Raw genomic sequence first — 16,427 nt, forward strand, 5'->3', positions numbered from 1 at the left:
TAAAACGAGTATGAGGTTAATCAGGCTAAAAAAGCGTTGCCAAAAAAGTGATAATAAATGGGCTAGTGAGGGCAGTAATAACAGCAGAAACAATTAAAGCCAATGAGCTATAAGCCGCGTGTTGGTAACTAATATTACTGACCGTTGCCGTGCCAATAGCATGACTGGCAGCGCCAATAGCCAAGCCTTGTGCTTTAGGTGATTTAACTTTAATAAACCGTAACCAAGGCGGACCCACTAAAGCGCCAAAAAAGCCGGCGAGAATAATGGCAAAGGCGGTAATAGCGGTATTACCGTCTAATGGACCGGCAATGGCAATAGCAATAGGTGTAGTCACTGACTTGAGTGAAAGTGCCACGGCAATGGTGTAATCCCCGATTAACAGCATGGTAATAATAAAACTGCTAACAATGGCAATGAAGGCGCCAAGCAATAACACTAAAACAATACTCTTCCACTCTTTAGTAATGGTTTCTAAGTGCTGATACAGTGGAAAGCCTAAAGCTACAACGGCGGGCTCAAGCAAAGCATTAAGTAGCCAAGCATTTGAAAAATAACTCTCAAAGCTAATATCTTGCCAAAGTAAGATAGCAATAATGGCTAAAATACACATCAGCATAGGTTGCAACCAAATAGCGTTGAGTTTACGTTGAAAAACTGCAGTTAACTGAAACAGTGCAATTGTGCCAGCGACAGTAAAAATCGAAGACAGTAAATGGTTGTGTAATAACTCAGTGATCATTGTCATCATCAAGGTTACTCAGCATCGACAGCGTAGCGCTGATAATGTAAACCGACAACCGTCAGTAATAGAAAGGTCGTTAGAAAGGTAATAGCGACTATGGCGATGCCAAATTGTTTGATCAATTCAAAGTGGTTCATAATACCAACACCGGCAGGCACAAAACACACCGCCATATGCTTTAAACACCACACGACAGTGCTTTTAATATAATCAGCATTAAAGAGACGAAAATGTAGTGTCAGGGTGAAAATAATCAAGCCATATAAACTACTCGGTAATATCGGCGCAAAATACCCACATAACTTACCTAGGGCAAGGCAACTAAAAATAGCAAAGATGCTATACAAAGCATTGAATGTTTTTTGCTTAAACGTGATCACACTGACTAAACCTTATTGCTGTATTAGCCTTCATTGGCGGCTTCAATAACCAACTGTCTAAACCATATATGACTAGCGTCATGGTGCAACAGTGGGCTCCAAATCATTTTAAGTTCAATATCAGGAATATCGAATGGTGGCTTAAGTACCGTATAGTTAGCATCGTTTTTATGAATTAATGCGGCCCGTGTTGGTAAGGTGGCGACTAATTCATCTTCTAGTGCAAGCTGCATTGCCACGTGATAATTTCGCGTAAAGACTTTAATATTACGTTGTTTACCTAAGCGCGCTAGGGCTTCGTCAACCCAGCCTAATTTTTGCACATCTTTTGGATCCATACCAACACCGACTCCAAAGCCGGTTTTAGATACCCAAACATGTTTCGCACTGAGGTAAGTGTTGAGGTTAAACTTTGACACTATCGGATTATTCGCACTTAACAGGCACGAAAAAGAATCTCGCCAAATAGTTTTTTGATGAAAAGATTGTGGTAACTCATCAAAACGGTTAATGGCCATATCAATTTTACCTGCCTCCACATCATGAAAATTAACATCACTGGGTGTCATGATGTCAATGGTCACGTTAGGCGCTATTTGATTGATCCGCTTCAATAATTTGGGTAGTAATGTCGAAGCCGCATAGTCACTAGCCATAAGACGAAAAACCCGCTGACTATTAAGTTCGTTAAATTCTTCTTCACCTTGCAGTGCTTCTTCTAGCTCTAATAAAATTTTACGAATAGCAGGGGCTAAAGCCCGAGCACGTTCGGTCGGCACCATACCATCGGATGTTCTGACTAAAATAGGATCGTTAAAAAGTGTACGTAATCTTTTTAAACCATTGCTCATTGCCGGTTGGGTAATATTTAATTGACCCGCTGCGCGTGTAACATTTTTCTCTCTAAGTAAAACATCAAGATAAATTAGCAGGTTTAAATCAATTTTTGAGATATTCATAACATTAATAATCTAGAACAAAAGTATAACTTAGATATATGTCATGGCTTATAGTGATAATCAAGTTAATTCAATGGAAAACATAAATTAAACTTATCCTTATTATCGGGTATTTTTCATTGGCTGGGTGGCTTAGTATTTGAATTTATTGAGTTATTGACTTGTATTATTTAGAGTTAATACACCATTATTTACTTTGTGAATGGTAAGGATGCTAATTATATATTTTGTTTATTAACAGCGACTGGTTTAGTATTTGTGTTGTCCGGTGTGACAACTTACATGAGAAGTTACACCATCAATAATTATAAATACTGTCAGTTAAAATTTTGGAGCAAGTCATATGTCTAATTATCAAAGTGCAATCGAAGCAGTTCAAGCAATTAAAGAAAAAGCTGGCAGTTCATGGAATGCCATTAATCCTGAATCAGTAGCCCGTATGCGAGCGCAGAACAAATTTAAAACGGGTTTAGACATTGCTCAGTATACTGCAAACATTATGCGTGCTGATATGGCAGCTTACGACGCTGATAGTTCTAAGTACACCCAATCTTTAGGTTGTTGGCATGGTTTTATTGGCCAACAGAAAATGATTTCTATCAAGAAACATTTTGCGGGTAAAACAGACCGTCGTTACTTATATCTTTCGGGTTGGATGGTTGCTGCACTTCGCAGTGAATTTGGTCCTCTTCCTGATCAATCTATGCACGAAAAAACTTCAGTAGCTGCTTTAGTTGCAGAGCTTTACACTTTTTTACGTCAAGCTGATGCCCGTGAACTAGGCGGTCTTTTCCGTGACCTAGACGCAGCAAGCGAAGGCGACAAAGCGGCTATCCAAGACCAAATTGATAACCACGTAACACATGTTGTGCCAATTATTGCTGATATCGATGCAGGTTTTGGTAACGCTGAAGCGACTTACATCATGGCTAAGCAAATGATCGAAGCTGGTGCATGTGCACTTCAAATTGAAAACCAAGTGGCTGATGAAAAGCAATGTGGACATCAAGACGGTAAAGTAACGGTTCCTCATGCAGATTTTCATTCTAAAATTCGTGCATTACGTCATGCTTTCTTAGAACTAGGTATAGACAATGGTATTATCGTTTCACGTACAGACTCTGAAGGTGCTGGCCTGACTAAAGAAATCGCCGTAGTTAAAGAAGTTGGCGATCAAGGTGACATATATAACTCTTTCCTAGACGTTGAAGAAATTGACGTAAGCGATATGGCTGAAGGCGATGTGTGTTTCAACCGTAACGGTAAGCTAGTTCGTCCTAAGCGTTTACCTTCTGGTTTATACCAGTTTCGTCAAGGTACCGGTGAAGAGCGTTGTGTATTTGACAGCATCGAAGCGATTAAAGCGGGCGCTGACTTACTTTGGATTGAAACGGCAACACCAAACGTTGCTGACATCACGGCAATGATGAACGAAGTACGCAAAGAAATTCCAAATGCTAAGCTGGTTTACAACAACAGCCCATCATTTAACTGGACACTAAACTTCCGTCAGCAAGCCTTTGACGCCATGGTTGCGGCTGGTGAAGACGTATCTAACTATGTTCGTGCTGATTTAATGCATGTTGATTATGATACAACTGAGTTAGCGGTTGCTGCCGATGACAAAATCCGTAGTTTCCAAGCGGAGACTTCACGTGAAGCGGGTATTTTCCATCACTTAATTACACTACCTACTTACCATACCGCGGCGTTATCTACCGATAATCTTGCGAAAGAATATTTTGGTGATGCAGGTATGCTGGGTTATGTTGAAGGTGTTCAGCGTAAAGAAATTCGTCAAGGTATCGCCTGTGTTAAACATCAAAACATGTCAGGTTCTGATATGGGCGATGATCACAAAGAATACTTTGCAGGTGAAAATGCGCTTAAAGCCGGTGGCGCTAATAACACTTCTAACCAGTTTTAATTGCAGATTAGCATAATAGTTGGCTGGTAAAAGCACAGCCAACTGCAGTGAAAACAACAATGCCTTTAAGCAGTAAGGCCAACAATTGAAGCACATTTAGCTCGACCGTTGGCAAGAAAACCAAAATCCGATGAATAGCTTTCATCGGATTTTTTTATGTTCATTTTTTAGGTTGATTTTTAGGCAGTAAAGATTTTTAAGCATTTAAAAGCTAAGCTAACTATAACAGTGATGAAATAACTACCAGCCGATTCAACCCACAGAATTTATCTGTTCACGAATATGATTAATCGTTAAATGCCGCTATTTACCTTGGGATCTACGGCTGAGTTATTAGCTAATATGGTCATTTAAAACGATACGAACAAGATGGGGGGAGTTGTCATTAACTTGATGTTTTTTAATGTAAAGAAAAGCCTTTAGTATGAATGAAATAATAATGTCTTAGCAAAATACCCATGCTGCTTTATTGGTAAGAGCTTAAATTAGTTTATAAAATCTTACGGTCAAACTGCAGATAAATTAAATCTTATTATCGATTGCTATTCATTATTAGGTAAAGGTCCGACATTTCTCGTAGTTAAATGACAATTGGTAACATAACTTTACATTTAAGTTAAGTTTCATGTGGACTTACCTGTTAAAACCAAGTTTTATTTGTAGTGAAAAGCTGCTAATTTGTCTTAGTTAAATAGTATTTTAATGAAAAAATATAATAAAACACCAACAATTATAAAAGCACAAAAAGGAAGGAAACATGACAGTCTTAAATAATCGTAAACACTTACTTGCTCTCAGTATTACCGCCGCATTATTTGCTTCACAAAGTTATCTTGCCGTTGCGGCAGAAAAAGACAGTGTAGAAAGAATACAAGTTACCGGTTCTCACATTCAGAGAACGGACATGGAAGGACCATCTCCATTAACATCACTCAGTGCAGAAGATATTGCCAATAGTGGTGTGACTGACCTTATTGGCCTTTTTACCAAATTACCTATGGCAGGACAAGGCACTTTTTCAACGCAAGGAAACAGCAGTGACAATACCAGCAATGGTGGTTCAAGTGTTTCATTACGTGGTTTGGGTGCTGACTCAACATTAATATTAGTGAACGGCAGACGCGTTTCTGTGTCACCATTTGCTAATAATATTGATACCGCCTTTGTTGATATCAATAATATTCCATTAGCGGCTATTAAACGCGTTGATATTCTAAAAGATGGTGCCTCAGCCACTTATGGCTCTGATGCTGTTGCCGGCGTTATCAATATTATCTTAAGAGATGATGTTGAAGGTGCTGAGATTTCAGCCAAACTTGGTGACACCGCTGATGGCGGTGGTAAAGAAAAAAACCTTAGTATTGTTTGGGGCAGCTCAACAGAAAAAAGCAGCCACACTTTTGCTTTAGATTACTTTGACCGCGAAGAAATTCTTTATGCTGATCGAGATTATTCAAAATCAGCTAACCAAAAAGCTTTAAGACCTAACGACCCGTTCGCCACTGACTTTAGAAGTTCATCAGGGTTCCCAGGCACTATTGCTTTAGCGAGTGACTCAACTAATCGTTTGCCTGATACCTTTGGTAATGATGTTTGTGCTGAAGCAGATATTGTGGGTAATCTTTGTCGTTATGACTACGCGCCTGTAATGACCTCAGTTCCTGCTACTGAACGTGCTAGCTTTATTTATTTAGGTAAGTACGAAATTAATGACAATTTACGTGGCTTTGCTGAATTAAACGGTCAACATTCAAAAACCACTATTCGTGGTGCTGGTAGCCCAAGCTTTAACGAGTTATTTATGGCGGGAGACAACGTTAACCACCCTTTTGCCAACCTACCGACTCATGAGTTTTATCAGCAAGATTTAACCATGCGTCGACGTATGCTCGATATTGGCAATCGTGAAAAACGTGTTACCTCAAATTATTATCGCTCAATTATTGGTCTACAAGGCGAAATTAAAGATTGGAGCTGGGAAGTTGCATATAACTACATTAAAAGTGAATCGACAGAGCGTGGCGTAAATGGCTTCCCTAATTCTCGTCGTACGCAAGAAGCGATTGACAGTGGTTTATGGAACCCGTTTGAACCCTCAAGTAACAGTCAAGAATCATTAGACTTTATTGAAACTACTACCACACGTATTGGTAAATCAACCAGTAAGTCATTTGATGGTAAAATCAGTGGTTCATTAATGGAAATGGCACATGGCGATCTTGGTTTAGCGGTAGGTGTTGAATACAGAGAAGAGAGCATTAGCGACAACCCTGATGATCAATTCTTGCGTGGTGAAGTTTTCGGTACGGAAGCAACCCAAGCTAACGGTTCTCGTGACAATACCTCTATTTTTGCTGAGTTAGCGATTCCAGTACTTGATAATTTAGAAGTACAGGTGGCGGTACGTCATGAAGATTACAGCGATTTTGGTACCACTACCGATCCAAAAGTAGCCTTTATTTGGCAAACAACTGATTCATTATCACTACGTGGTTCATACGGTACGGCGTTTAGAGCACCGTCATTGCATCAAATTGGTTTAGGCAACACAGATGAATCGCCTAACTTAGTTGATTCGGTACGTTGTGCTGCTGTTGGTAATGTTAATAAAGCTTGTGAGCCACAAGAATATACCGCAGTACTGTCAGGTAATGATGATTTAGGCCCTGAAGAGTCTAAAAGCTATAACTTAGGTTTAATCTATGAACTAGCTGATAACATGGATTTTTCAGTAGATTATTATGATTATGATATCGAAAATGTTATCACGAAAGATACGCAGTTTAAATTTAGTACCTTGGGTAACGATCCCTCTGTAGTTGAGCGTTTACCGTCAAGTGTTGCTGGCGATCCGGGTGAAGTAGTACGTATTTTTGATCAATATGAAAATATTGGTAATATCACCACATCAGGCTTAGACGTTGAAGCTAATTACGGCTTAGAAACTGATATGGGTGATTTCAGATTTACCTATGCGCTAAATTACGTTTTATCTTATGAAGATGCTCGCCCGAATGCTGATGGCTCTATGCGCATTGATACTCAAGAAGGTGACTTTGAACAACCTGAAGTACGTTGGTCATTCAATACGGTTTGGGTACAAGGTGACTGGAACGCAAGTATGGCGGTTAACTATGTTGGCGAATTCAAACAAGATGCTGCAGTGGCTGCTGAAGGTATGAATGATATAGATTCATTGACAACGGTTGACACCACAGTGAATTATATCGGCATTAAAGATACCACTTTAAGTATTGGTGCCACCAACTTGTTTAATGAAGAACCTCCGTTTTCTTATCATGATTTTACGGGCTTCGTCAGTGGTACACACAATAGCCAAGGCCGTTTTGTCTACGTTAAAGCAAGCTACAAATTTTAAATAACACTTAGTATGTAACCATATATAAAAGTATTTAAAATTGTTAAAAAGCTCTTACTTAGGTAAGAGCTTTTTTTATGCAACTTTTAGGCTTTGTTTCGCAAGATTGTTGCTAGGCTATAAAGTAAAATATTTAAAGGATTACAGAGCAAATGAGTATGTTAGCCACAATTTCTTTTATAGGAGAGCATGTAGCGCAGAGTAAGTTGTTTGTAGGTCGCATTTTAGTCAGTCATCGATTAAGCGGGCCATTCATATAACGTTGGGTTATTTTTTTGTAGGTCAGACTTTAGTCTGTCAACCGTTAAGCGGGCCATTCATCTAACGTTGGGTTATTTTTTGTAGGTCGCACTTTAGTCAGTCATCCATTAAGCGGGCCATTTATCTAACGTTGGGCTATTTTTTGTAGGTCGCACTTTAGTCAGTCATCCATTAAGCGGGCCACTCATCTAACGTTGGGTTATTTTTTGTAGGTCAGACTTTAGTCTGTCAACCGTTAAGCGGGCCATTCATACGATGGGCCAAAAAAATATCAGCAGCAGAATATTTTTGTCGCTAATTTTTTGTATCTATGGCAGCTAAATTGCCTTAAGGCTGAGCAGGTATTAGTCACTAAATTTAGTTTACACTTTTCGCATTTCTTCATTGAGTGGCGTTGTTAGTGTGGTTCCTTGATTTTTAATCATCTGCCGAAAAGCGCCAGGAGTTATGCCATAGCGGCGTTTAAAGTGTCGGTATAAATGGCTTAAATTACTAAAGCCTGTAGCGAATGCTACTGCTGTTATATCTGTGTCTGAGCTGGCAAGTAACTTAGCCACAGCATCGCAGCGCACCTTGAGGAGATATTCAATGACACTGAATCCTGTGTGCTGACGAAATTGACGCGCAAAATGACTTCTCGATATGTTAACTTGATTTGCCACCATTTCCAGCGTGATATCCATGGCATAGTTGTCATGAATCCAATTCTGCGCTTTAGTCATTCGCAGCGATGATTGCGCACTTGTTTTCTGTTCATAACCGGCACTACTCATATGAATAAGCAATAACCGCAAGTATAAATTCTCTTTTAAACTCGCATGCAGTAGCGAGCTGGAATTAGGGGATGCTTCGATTTCATGGGCAATCTTTTGCATTTCCTGAGTGCTGTCATCAGTGTTAACTTGGTTATTGTTGATTAAAAAGCCACCTTCAGATAACGTATTTAAAAACAGGCGATTAGTAGGGTTTGACAAAGTATCAAATGACGGTGGATTAATGCAGACAAAGAGTAACTTGGTAGCGTTTTGCTTATCAATAGCAATGGTATGTGGATATTTAGCGGGGATAAAAATAGAGTGTCCAGCTGAAAAGTGATGCACCTCGTCATTAATGCTGATGTTTACACTGCCTTGTAAACAGACAACAAACTCATGCAGGTTATGGTGGTGTTGCTCGATATCATGCTGTAATACAACACTGGAAGCCCAAAGCATAAAATAGTCCAATAGTATAGTTATAGGGTTCAATGCTATGCGACAGCAAGCAATAAAGATACTAAAATAACACATACTTGCACTATTGTGCCCTAAGTTGTGACCATCAAAAAGATTGCCAAGGTCAATGCTTAACTCTAGCAACTGAATGGCAATCGAATGGCAATAGCTTAGTTGATATTTTATCTTATTGGAGAAAACTATGGTTGTTGTACATCACTTAAATAATTCTCGGTCTCAACGGGTTCTTTGGGCTTTGGAAGAGCTTGGCGTACCTTATGAAGTAAAACAATATCAACGTGATCTCAAGACTAATCTAGCGCCTGCTAGTCTTAAAAAAATACATCCTTTGGGTAAGTCTCCAGTCATTACCGATGGTGACATTACTGTGGCAGAATCTGGAGCGATTATTGAATATCTTGCTCAAACTTATGGTGAAGGTAACTTCATTCCTGAGACTAAAACTGAAGCACATCGCCAGTATCTATACTGGTTACATTTTGCTGAAGGTACTATGATGCAGCAATTATTGTTGAAACTCATTTTAGAAAAGGCAGTGCAAAGGTCGAAACCATTTTTTGTTAAATACATAGCTAAAGCCATTATGCAAAAAGTCATGGCGGGCTATGTTGGGCCCAATATCACGGCTAATTTAGCGTTAATCGAGCACCATTTAACTGATAATGAATGGTTTGCTGGCGATCAGCTATCAGGCGCTGACATTCAAATGAGTTTTCCTTTAGAAGCATGGGCAGCAAGGAAGACAGTTGACCAAGATTATCCAAAAATTATTGCCTACGTTAAACGTTTTCAGGCTCGAGCAGGGTATCAAAAAGCCTTAAAATCGGGTGGCACCTACGATTATGCCTAGCTTTGGCAGTTTAATAAAAAGCCATCAATAGAAAGTGTTAAACTTAGCGTTATACAGTAGATGATAAAACGGCGTTGTCAGTGCCATGTTAATCGCTGGCTTTGTTTTGGGAGATCAGTTCCTTGAAAACATCGCTTTATTAATCTCAGTCAGTGCCAAGCACGTTTAGATAAATAATTAGCCACTGCCATAAGTGGCGTACTTAATAAATTGATGAGTTGTTAATGTTTCAACTCAATTTTGGGAGAGAAAGCTATGATTGTATTCAAGTTAAATGGGAACAAGGTTTCCTCTGCTGCTGATGTAAACACACCATTATTATGGGTTATCCGTGATGAATTTGGTTTTAAAGGCACAAAGTTTGGTTGTGGTATTGGTCTGTGTGGTGCTTGTACCGTACATATTGACGGTGCACCAGTCAGAACATGCTCTTTTCCATTAATAGCCGCAGAAAATAAAAATATCACCACGATTGAAGGTTTAGAAAACAAACATCCATTACAACAAACATGGATTGATGAACAGGTGCCGCAATGTGGCTACTGCCAGTCGGGACAAATTATGCAAGCCGCTACTTTATTAGCCAGTAATTCGTCACCGAGTGACCAAGAAATTGTCGATCACATGAGCGGAAATTTATGTCGCTGTATGGCTTACGTACGCATTAAAAGTGCGATTAAAAATGCGGCCGGTGTGATGTCAGCCGATGTGCAAACTTTTGATCCTAGCTCTTCAACGCAACAATCATAAAGGCGTATGGCAATGAAAAATATTAAAGATGCAAAAAATAATGTCAGCTTATCTCGACGTCTATTTTTAGTAGGTTCGGTCAGTGGTTCGCTGTTAATGGCTTTTGCCCCCTTAGTTGGCGCAGTAGGCTTAGGTGACAGTCCTCAAGAAACCCTGAAAAATAAATTATTTTCCCCAACGGTTTGGTTTGAAATTAACCCATTAGGTGAAGTGAACATTAATATTGCTAAGGCAGAAATGGGCCAACATATTGGCACTGCACTAGCACGCGTTGTTGCTGATGAACTAGGGGCTGATTGGTCTAAAGTCTCCATCACGCATGTCGACACCGATCCTAAATGGGGTTATATGGTCACGGGTGGTTCATGGTCAGTTTTTCAAACATTTAAGCCCATGTCTCAAGCGGGTGCTGCAGGGCGTATAGCCTTAATAGAAGCGGCAGCGAAAATCTTAAATTGCCCTGCAGAGCAATGTAGCGTAGAAAATGGCGCGGTACTTTATCAAGATCGCTCAATTAGTTTTGGTGACATTGTTGCCAAAGGCCATTTTAATCGTGCCTTTACACCAGAAGAGATTAGCGCTTTACCGTTAAAACCTGCAAGTAAAAGAAGCTTAGTAGGAAAACCGGCCTTAGCGCTTGATATTCCGGCTAAAACTAATGGCTCAGCCGTTTATGGTATTGATATAGAGTTGGCCGGTATGGTCTATGCTCGCCCGATTATTCCACCGACCCGATATGGCAGTAAAGTCACGAATGTTGACGACAGTGCCGCCCAGAAAATCAAAGGTTATTTGGGTTATCATCTCTTGCAAGACCCGAGTGACCACCTTCAAGGTTGGGTTAGTGTCGCGGCGGATAGTTATTATGGCGCCATTCAAGCGGCTGATGCCTTAAAGGTTAGCTATCAAGTGGGTAAAACAGCTAAGGTCAGTGAGCAAGATATTCTCCAAGAAGGAGAGCGTTTAGTTACTGATAAGAGCGAAGGCGGATTGTTTATTGATCAGGGTGATTTCTCAGCGGCAAGTACTAAAGCTGATAAAGCGATTGATGCAGTTTATCGCACGCATACCGTTTTACACTTCGCTTTAGAGCCAGTTAACGCCACCGTAGAAGAAAAAGATGGTCTTTGGCATGTTTATACCGGTAATCAATGGCAGTCATTAACCTTGCCAGCGATCGCCAAAGCGCTGCAAGTAACTGATGACAAAGTTGTTATGCATCAGCAATATCTCGGTGGTGGTTTTGGTCGTCGTTTATTCGGCGATTATGCGATACCTGCGGTATTAACCGCTAAAGCAATTGGCAAGCCAGTAAAAATGGTATTTACTCGTGAAGATGACTCTAGATTTGATCAACCCAGATCGCCGTCTGTCGTCTCGTTTCGAGCGGTGTTTGATCAGGAAAATAAATTTACCGGTATGGAGCATGCACTGGCTGCCGGTTGGCCAACCTTAGCCATGGCACCAGGATTTATGCCTGAAAGCTTAGATAAAAAAACGCGTGTTGATATGTTTTCTACCAGTGGTGCCGATCACTGGTACAGCATGGACAATCATCGTGTGCGCGTGGTCAATAATAGCCTAGCACAAGAAACCATACTGCCTGGTTGGTTAAGATCTGTTGGGCAGGGTTGGATTGTTTGGGGATTAGAATCATTTATTGATGAAATTGCCCATCAAAGCAAAACTGATCCGATTGATTTTCGCTTATCCATGCTTGACGGTTTAGGTAAACAAGCCGGTAAAGCACCAGAAAGTGTCGGTGGTGCCAAGCGATTAGCGAATGTACTCAACATTCTTAAGCAAAAAACCAAAGATGTTAAACTCGCTAAGAATGAAGGCATGGGTGTTGCGATAAGTTCGGGACAAGAACGTACCATGCCGGCTTGGATGGCTTGTGCTGCTCAGGTTCATGTTGAGCCTAGCTCAGGAAAAATAACCGTTAAAAAGCTCACCATGATTGTTGATGCTGGTGTTATTGTTCACCCGGATGGCGCATTAGCGCAAGTTCAAGGCTCTATGCTTTGGGGAACAAGTTTAGCTTTACACGAACAAAGCCCGATAGAAAATGGTCAGGTGAGTAATCTCAACTTAAACACCTACTCACCATTACGTATGAGTGACGTACCTGAGCTCGATATTGAATTTGTTGAAAGCGATGAGTTTCCTGTCGGCTTGGGCGAACCTGGCGTAGTATCGATAGCACCCGCGATAGCCAATGCTATTTTTCAAATAACGGGTGTTAGAGTGCGAGATTTACCTATTACCGCCGCAGCAATCAAAAATGCTTAAGCAATAAAGGTTGTCACTTTTAAGTGAGTTATAGTGAGTATATAAAGGCTATAACTAACTCGTTTATTAAAGCCCTTAGTTGTCTTCATCGCGACTAAGGGCTTTTTATTTTCAGCTCCCATGCTAAATGTGCCTGCACATTCTAGACTCAATATTTTTATGCTGCATGCAATACTTAGCTAAACAGCTAAACAGCTAAACAGCTAAACTCAGCATATACAATGTAGGCTGTGGATTAGCCGTTGTTGAGCAGAGAACCCCCCCTAACTGACAATCGCTCAAAGGTTGTTCATCTTGAAATAATCAAGGCATTGCTGGCAAAAGTCTAGCTTAAGGGTAAGTGTTGACCTGCTACTAAACCTTCCCTGTGTTCAACACTATGGCCGTTAAACTGTATGAAGTCATAATAGGAAAACTTTTACCCTAGGTGCTTGTGGATTGAGTACCAATATTGTTTAACCTAGTGGTGGATAAATACTGATTGTCGGTAGCTTTATGGTTGCGTTTATTAAATTTTTTAAGCTAAAATCGGGACTTCAATGTTCTTTTTATTGTTATTATTTTCTGGCGACGTCCATCAAGCGGTAAGTGAGATAAATAGCGATAACAGTGCCTGAAGGTGTTTTTCAATGGTTAATTCACCCTAGGGATTTAATGAAAAATTCATTAAAATATATCAGTTGTTATTATAAGTTATCTTGCTACTAGCAACATATGCTTTCGTTTTTATGTTTAAATAGCCAAAATGGAATCTTATTAGTAACAACTTTGTTACTTGAAGTTAACAGTTCCATATGGAGAAATATTTTTGAAGATATTAATAAGTAATGCGAAAAAATCACTATTACCACTCATTATCGCTAGTTTATTTGCTGGAAATGCTATGGCTAAAGGAAGTGGAGCGGCTAGTGCTTATGCCGTTGAACTTGGCGCTGCAGGTACTTTCACTATTTTAAGTAAATCTGGCATTACCGATGTGAAAACTTCCGCTATTACAGGCGATGTAGGTACTAGTCCAATTACCGGTGCAGCGCTGCTAATTAGCTGCCCTGAAGTAACAGGCACCATTTTCACGGTTGACGCCAATGGCCCACTTTGTGCGATAAATTCAGCATACGACCTCGGTGTTGCCGTGGGTGATATGGAAACTGCCTATAATGACGCTGCAAGACGCCCAGCAGATAGCACAGAACTTGGCGCAGGAGAAATTGGCGGTTTAACGCTAGTACCTGGCGTTTATAAATGGTCTACGAACGTCAATATCAGCACAGATGTTACCTTTAAGGGCACGTCGAATGATGTTTGGATAATGCAGGTATCAGGTAATTTGAATCAGGCGAATAGCACTAGGGTTACTTTAGCCGGTGGTGCATTAGCCAAGAACATTTTTTGGCAAGTTGCAGGTCAAACTGCCCTTGGAACAGATGCCTTTTTTAAAGGTATTGTTCTGAGTAAAACATTGATTTCTTTGAATACACACACCGAAGTCAAAGGCAGACTCTTCTCTGGAACCGCGGTGACATTGCAAAAAAATACCGTTACAGCACCGGTTGAATTTCCTGTAAGGCCATAATTAAAATCAAGGTCTGCTGACTAGTGTAAAGTATCGACACGCTAATGATAAAGAGGGTTAGAGAGTAAACTCTCTAACCCTCTTTTTTATGTCATTGTTCAAAACGGTCAAAATTTATTTATTGCAAAAACTCATTTATTGCAATAAATAATAGCGACAATTTTGTTAATTTCAAGCTAAGTCATGAACGTATAAATTCACACACTGGAAAATATTTTTTAAAGTGCCTGTACAATCAACAGCAGTAATAGAATAAGACTAACCCATTGCCAAAACATGACAGGATCACGCTGTATTAGCGGCGGTTTAGTTTTTGTTAAAAATAGTTTATTCGGCTGTCGCAAGTCATGAACAAACTCCGATAACACAGAGTAGCGTTTTAAGGGATCAATTTTTAAAGCGCGTTCAAGTGTATCGTCAATCCAAAGGGGTAATTCAGTATTATCATTGATCATCGATTTATAGTTGAGCTTACGTTGCGCTGATACGCTGTTCGCTTGTGCTATTTCACGACCATATGGAAATTTACCTGATAACATTTGATAAGTGATCACGCCCAACGAATAAAGGTCAGATGCCTGTGTGCCTAATTGTCCTAAAAAATATTCAGGGGCTGAATAACGAATGGTACCGCGCATAATTTCTTCGGTGTTAGCATCGGTAACACCGGCAATAAAGGTTGAGCCAAAGTCTATTATTTTTACCGTCTTAGTATTGTCGATCATGATATTAGCTGGGCGTAAGTCTTGATGTATCATGTCTTGGCGGTGAAAAGCCTGTAAGCCTTTTGCGGTTTGCTCAATAATGTTTCTAACTTGTTCTAAGCTTGGTTTTGGATGGTCTATCATCCATTGATTTAACGAAATGCCATCAATAAATTCTGTCACTAAATATAAATAATGACGTTTTCTTTTCGGAAGAATCGCTTTAACAACATGTGGATTGTTAATGCGTTTAGCTATCCATTCTTCTAGCATAAAACGCTCAAGGTATTGCTTGTCGGTTCTTAATTCAGTGGATGGCGTTTTTATCACTAAGGTTTGCTGTGTGTCGTTGTCGCGTGCTAAAAAAACATGGCTTCGGCTACTAATATATATTTCGCGGATAATTTCATAACCATCAAACTGCATTCTTGGTGAAAGTCTTGGCGGTAATGGCAATAAGGTGAGTTGATGCACTTCATCAAGTTGATAGCTGGGCACGTTATCAATACGGACAATTTGAACACTGAGGTTGTCATCACTTCCTAAGGCAAGTGCTTGTGCAATAATGGTATCAGCAGCATTTTCTAAGCTCTGGGCATTGTTAATGCTATTGGCGATTTGAGCATTATTTAAAAACTCATAAACGCCATCAGTGGCAATAATATAGATATCGCCTTGCTCAAGTAGCTGGCTTTGATAATCAATGTCAAATGTTTGGTTAATCCCTAAAGCGCGAGTTAAATAGCTAACATCGGCGGAAACAACTCGGCGGTGATCTTCGGTTAATTGCTCTAATTGTTGACCTGATAAACGATAAATTCGCGTATCACCTGAATGAAAAAGGTGTGCCGTATTTGACTTTAATATCAGCGCACTGAAGGTGCAGACGTAGCCTTTGTCTTTATCAAAGCGATAAGGGCTATTACGTGTTTGTGAATAAAGCCATGAATTAATCGATTTAATGACTTTTTGTGCAGAATTTTTAACAGACCATGAATCAGACGTACAGTAGTAATCCTCTAAAAAACTCGATATTGCTGTTTCACTGGCAATTTGGCTGACGTTACTTGAGCTAATACCATCAGCCATGGCAAGTACAATCCCTTTGCTGCTAAGCATGGGTTCTTTAGGAATGATGTTGCCGAGAAAGTCTTGATTGATTTTTTTTCGACCTTTATTGGTCGCGCCGCCAATACTCACAGTTAATGCTTGACTCATTACTTGTTTCCAATGGTATTAAAATTAGCTTAAATCGGTAAAGTTTGAAGCAATAAAAAGACTTAGTAACCTAAATTACGAAGTCTTTTATCTGCATTGATATTATTCCAAGTTGATTAATTACCTGCTCATTTTTAATGGTTACAATGAAAAA

Annotated in this window: 11 protein-coding genes; 6 read left to right on the top strand and 5 right to left on the bottom strand. The window is 39.9% G+C overall.

Translation table 11 applies throughout. The annotated features are described in order from the left end of the window. Nucleotides 1-25: 25 nt before the first annotated feature. The 3 genes from H4J61_RS03555 to H4J61_RS03565 are packed head-to-tail and all read right to left on the bottom strand — an operon-like array spanning nucleotide 26 to nucleotide 2,084. Nucleotides 26-751, bottom strand: a complete 726-nt coding sequence (locus tag H4J61_RS03555; RefSeq protein WP_259363077.1) for an LrgB family protein — start codon at nucleotides 749-751, stop codon at nucleotides 26-28. A 5-nt stretch (nucleotides 752-756) separates the two neighbouring features. Beyond that, nucleotides 757-1,125, bottom strand: coding sequence for a CidA/LrgA family protein (locus H4J61_RS03560; RefSeq protein ID WP_310649940.1), 369 nt, complete (start codon nucleotides 1,123-1,125; stop codon nucleotides 757-759). A 23-nt stretch (nucleotides 1,126-1,148) separates the two neighbouring features. Then, entirely contained in the window at nucleotides 1,149-2,084 is a 936-nt protein-coding gene (locus H4J61_RS03565; protein WP_182183741.1) for a LysR family transcriptional regulator, read from the bottom strand. Nucleotides 2,085-2,427: 343 nt separating this feature from the next. Here H4J61_RS03565 and H4J61_RS03570 point away from each other — a divergent pair, with 343 nt between their 5' ends. Next, nucleotides 2,428-4,011: an isocitrate lyase gene (locus H4J61_RS03570; protein WP_182183743.1), complete on the top strand. Its 1,584-nt coding sequence runs from the start codon at nucleotides 2,428-2,430 to the stop codon at nucleotides 4,009-4,011. Between the two features lie 757 nt (nucleotides 4,012-4,768). After that, nucleotides 4,769-7,390, top strand: a complete 2,622-nt coding sequence (locus tag H4J61_RS03575) for a TonB-dependent siderophore receptor (protein WP_182183745.1) — start codon at nucleotides 4,769-4,771, stop codon at nucleotides 7,388-7,390. A gap of 623 nt (nucleotides 7,391-8,013) precedes the next feature. Here the strand turns inward: H4J61_RS03575 and H4J61_RS03580 are convergent. Beyond that, nucleotides 8,014-8,865, bottom strand: a complete 852-nt coding sequence (locus tag H4J61_RS03580) for an AraC family transcriptional regulator (RefSeq protein ID WP_182183747.1) — start codon at nucleotides 8,863-8,865, stop codon at nucleotides 8,014-8,016. 202 nt (nucleotides 8,866-9,067) lie between these two features. Between H4J61_RS03580 and H4J61_RS03585 the strand changes: the two genes are divergently transcribed. From H4J61_RS03585 to H4J61_RS03600, 4 genes are all read left to right on the top strand, one after another. Next, entirely contained in the window at nucleotides 9,068-9,736 is a 669-nt protein-coding gene (locus H4J61_RS03585; protein ID WP_182136002.1) for a glutathione S-transferase family protein, read from the top strand. Between the two features lie 255 nt (nucleotides 9,737-9,991). Further along, the gene (locus H4J61_RS03590; protein ID WP_182136001.1) at nucleotides 9,992-10,486 is read left to right on the top strand and encodes a (2Fe-2S)-binding protein; all 495 of its coding nucleotides are present in this window, start codon (nucleotides 9,992-9,994) and stop codon (nucleotides 10,484-10,486) included. A 6-nt stretch (nucleotides 10,487-10,492) separates the two neighbouring features. After that, a complete protein-coding gene (locus H4J61_RS03595; protein ID WP_182183749.1) occupies nucleotides 10,493-12,778 on the top strand; it encodes a xanthine dehydrogenase family protein molybdopterin-binding subunit in 2,286 nt (761 codons plus the stop codon). 808 nt (nucleotides 12,779-13,586) lie between these two features. Next, a complete protein-coding gene (locus tag H4J61_RS03600) occupies nucleotides 13,587-14,351 on the top strand; it encodes an ice-binding family protein (RefSeq protein ID WP_259363078.1) in 765 nt (254 codons plus the stop codon). Nucleotides 14,352-14,569: 218 nt separating this feature from the next. On the opposite strand, the gene H4J61_RS03605 is transcribed toward H4J61_RS03600, so the two are convergent. Then, nucleotides 14,570-16,273, bottom strand: coding sequence for a bifunctional protein-serine/threonine kinase/phosphatase (locus H4J61_RS03605; protein WP_182183752.1), 1,704 nt, complete (start codon nucleotides 16,271-16,273; stop codon nucleotides 14,570-14,572). Between the last annotated feature and the right edge of the window lie 154 nt (nucleotides 16,274-16,427).

The organism is Colwellia sp. MB3u-4, from assembly GCF_014077065.1.
Taxonomy (GTDB): domain Bacteria; phylum Pseudomonadota; class Gammaproteobacteria; order Enterobacterales; family Alteromonadaceae; genus Cognaticolwellia.

Excerpts from the sequence above, each read along its gene's own strand:
- H4J61_RS03570 (WP_182183743.1), top strand. The coding sequence starts at position 2,428 with ATGTCTAATTATCAAAGTGCAATCGAAGCAGTTCAAGCAATTAAAGAA.
- H4J61_RS03575 (WP_182183745.1), top strand. The coding sequence starts at position 4,769 with ATGACAGTCTTAAATAATCGTAAACACTTACTTGCTCTCAGTATTACC.
- H4J61_RS03590 (WP_182136001.1), top strand. The coding sequence starts at position 9,992 with ATGATTGTATTCAAGTTAAATGGGAACAAGGTTTCCTCTGCTGCTGAT.
- H4J61_RS03585 (WP_182136002.1), top strand. The coding sequence starts at position 9,068 with ATGGTTGTTGTACATCACTTAAATAATTCTCGGTCTCAACGGGTTCTT.
- H4J61_RS03595 (WP_182183749.1), top strand. The coding sequence starts at position 10,493 with ATGGCAATGAAAAATATTAAAGATGCAAAAAATAATGTCAGCTTATCT.
- H4J61_RS03605 (WP_182183752.1), bottom strand. The coding sequence starts at position 16,273 with ATGAGTCAAGCATTAACTGTGAGTATTGGCGGCGCGACCAATAAAGGT.
- H4J61_RS03555 (WP_259363077.1), bottom strand. The coding sequence starts at position 751 with ATGATGACAATGATCACTGAGTTATTACACAACCATTTACTGTCTTCG.
- H4J61_RS03565 (WP_182183741.1), bottom strand. The coding sequence starts at position 2,084 with ATGAATATCTCAAAAATTGATTTAAACCTGCTAATTTATCTTGATGTT.
- H4J61_RS03580 (WP_182183747.1), bottom strand. The coding sequence starts at position 8,865 with ATGCTTTGGGCTTCCAGTGTTGTATTACAGCATGATATCGAGCAACAC.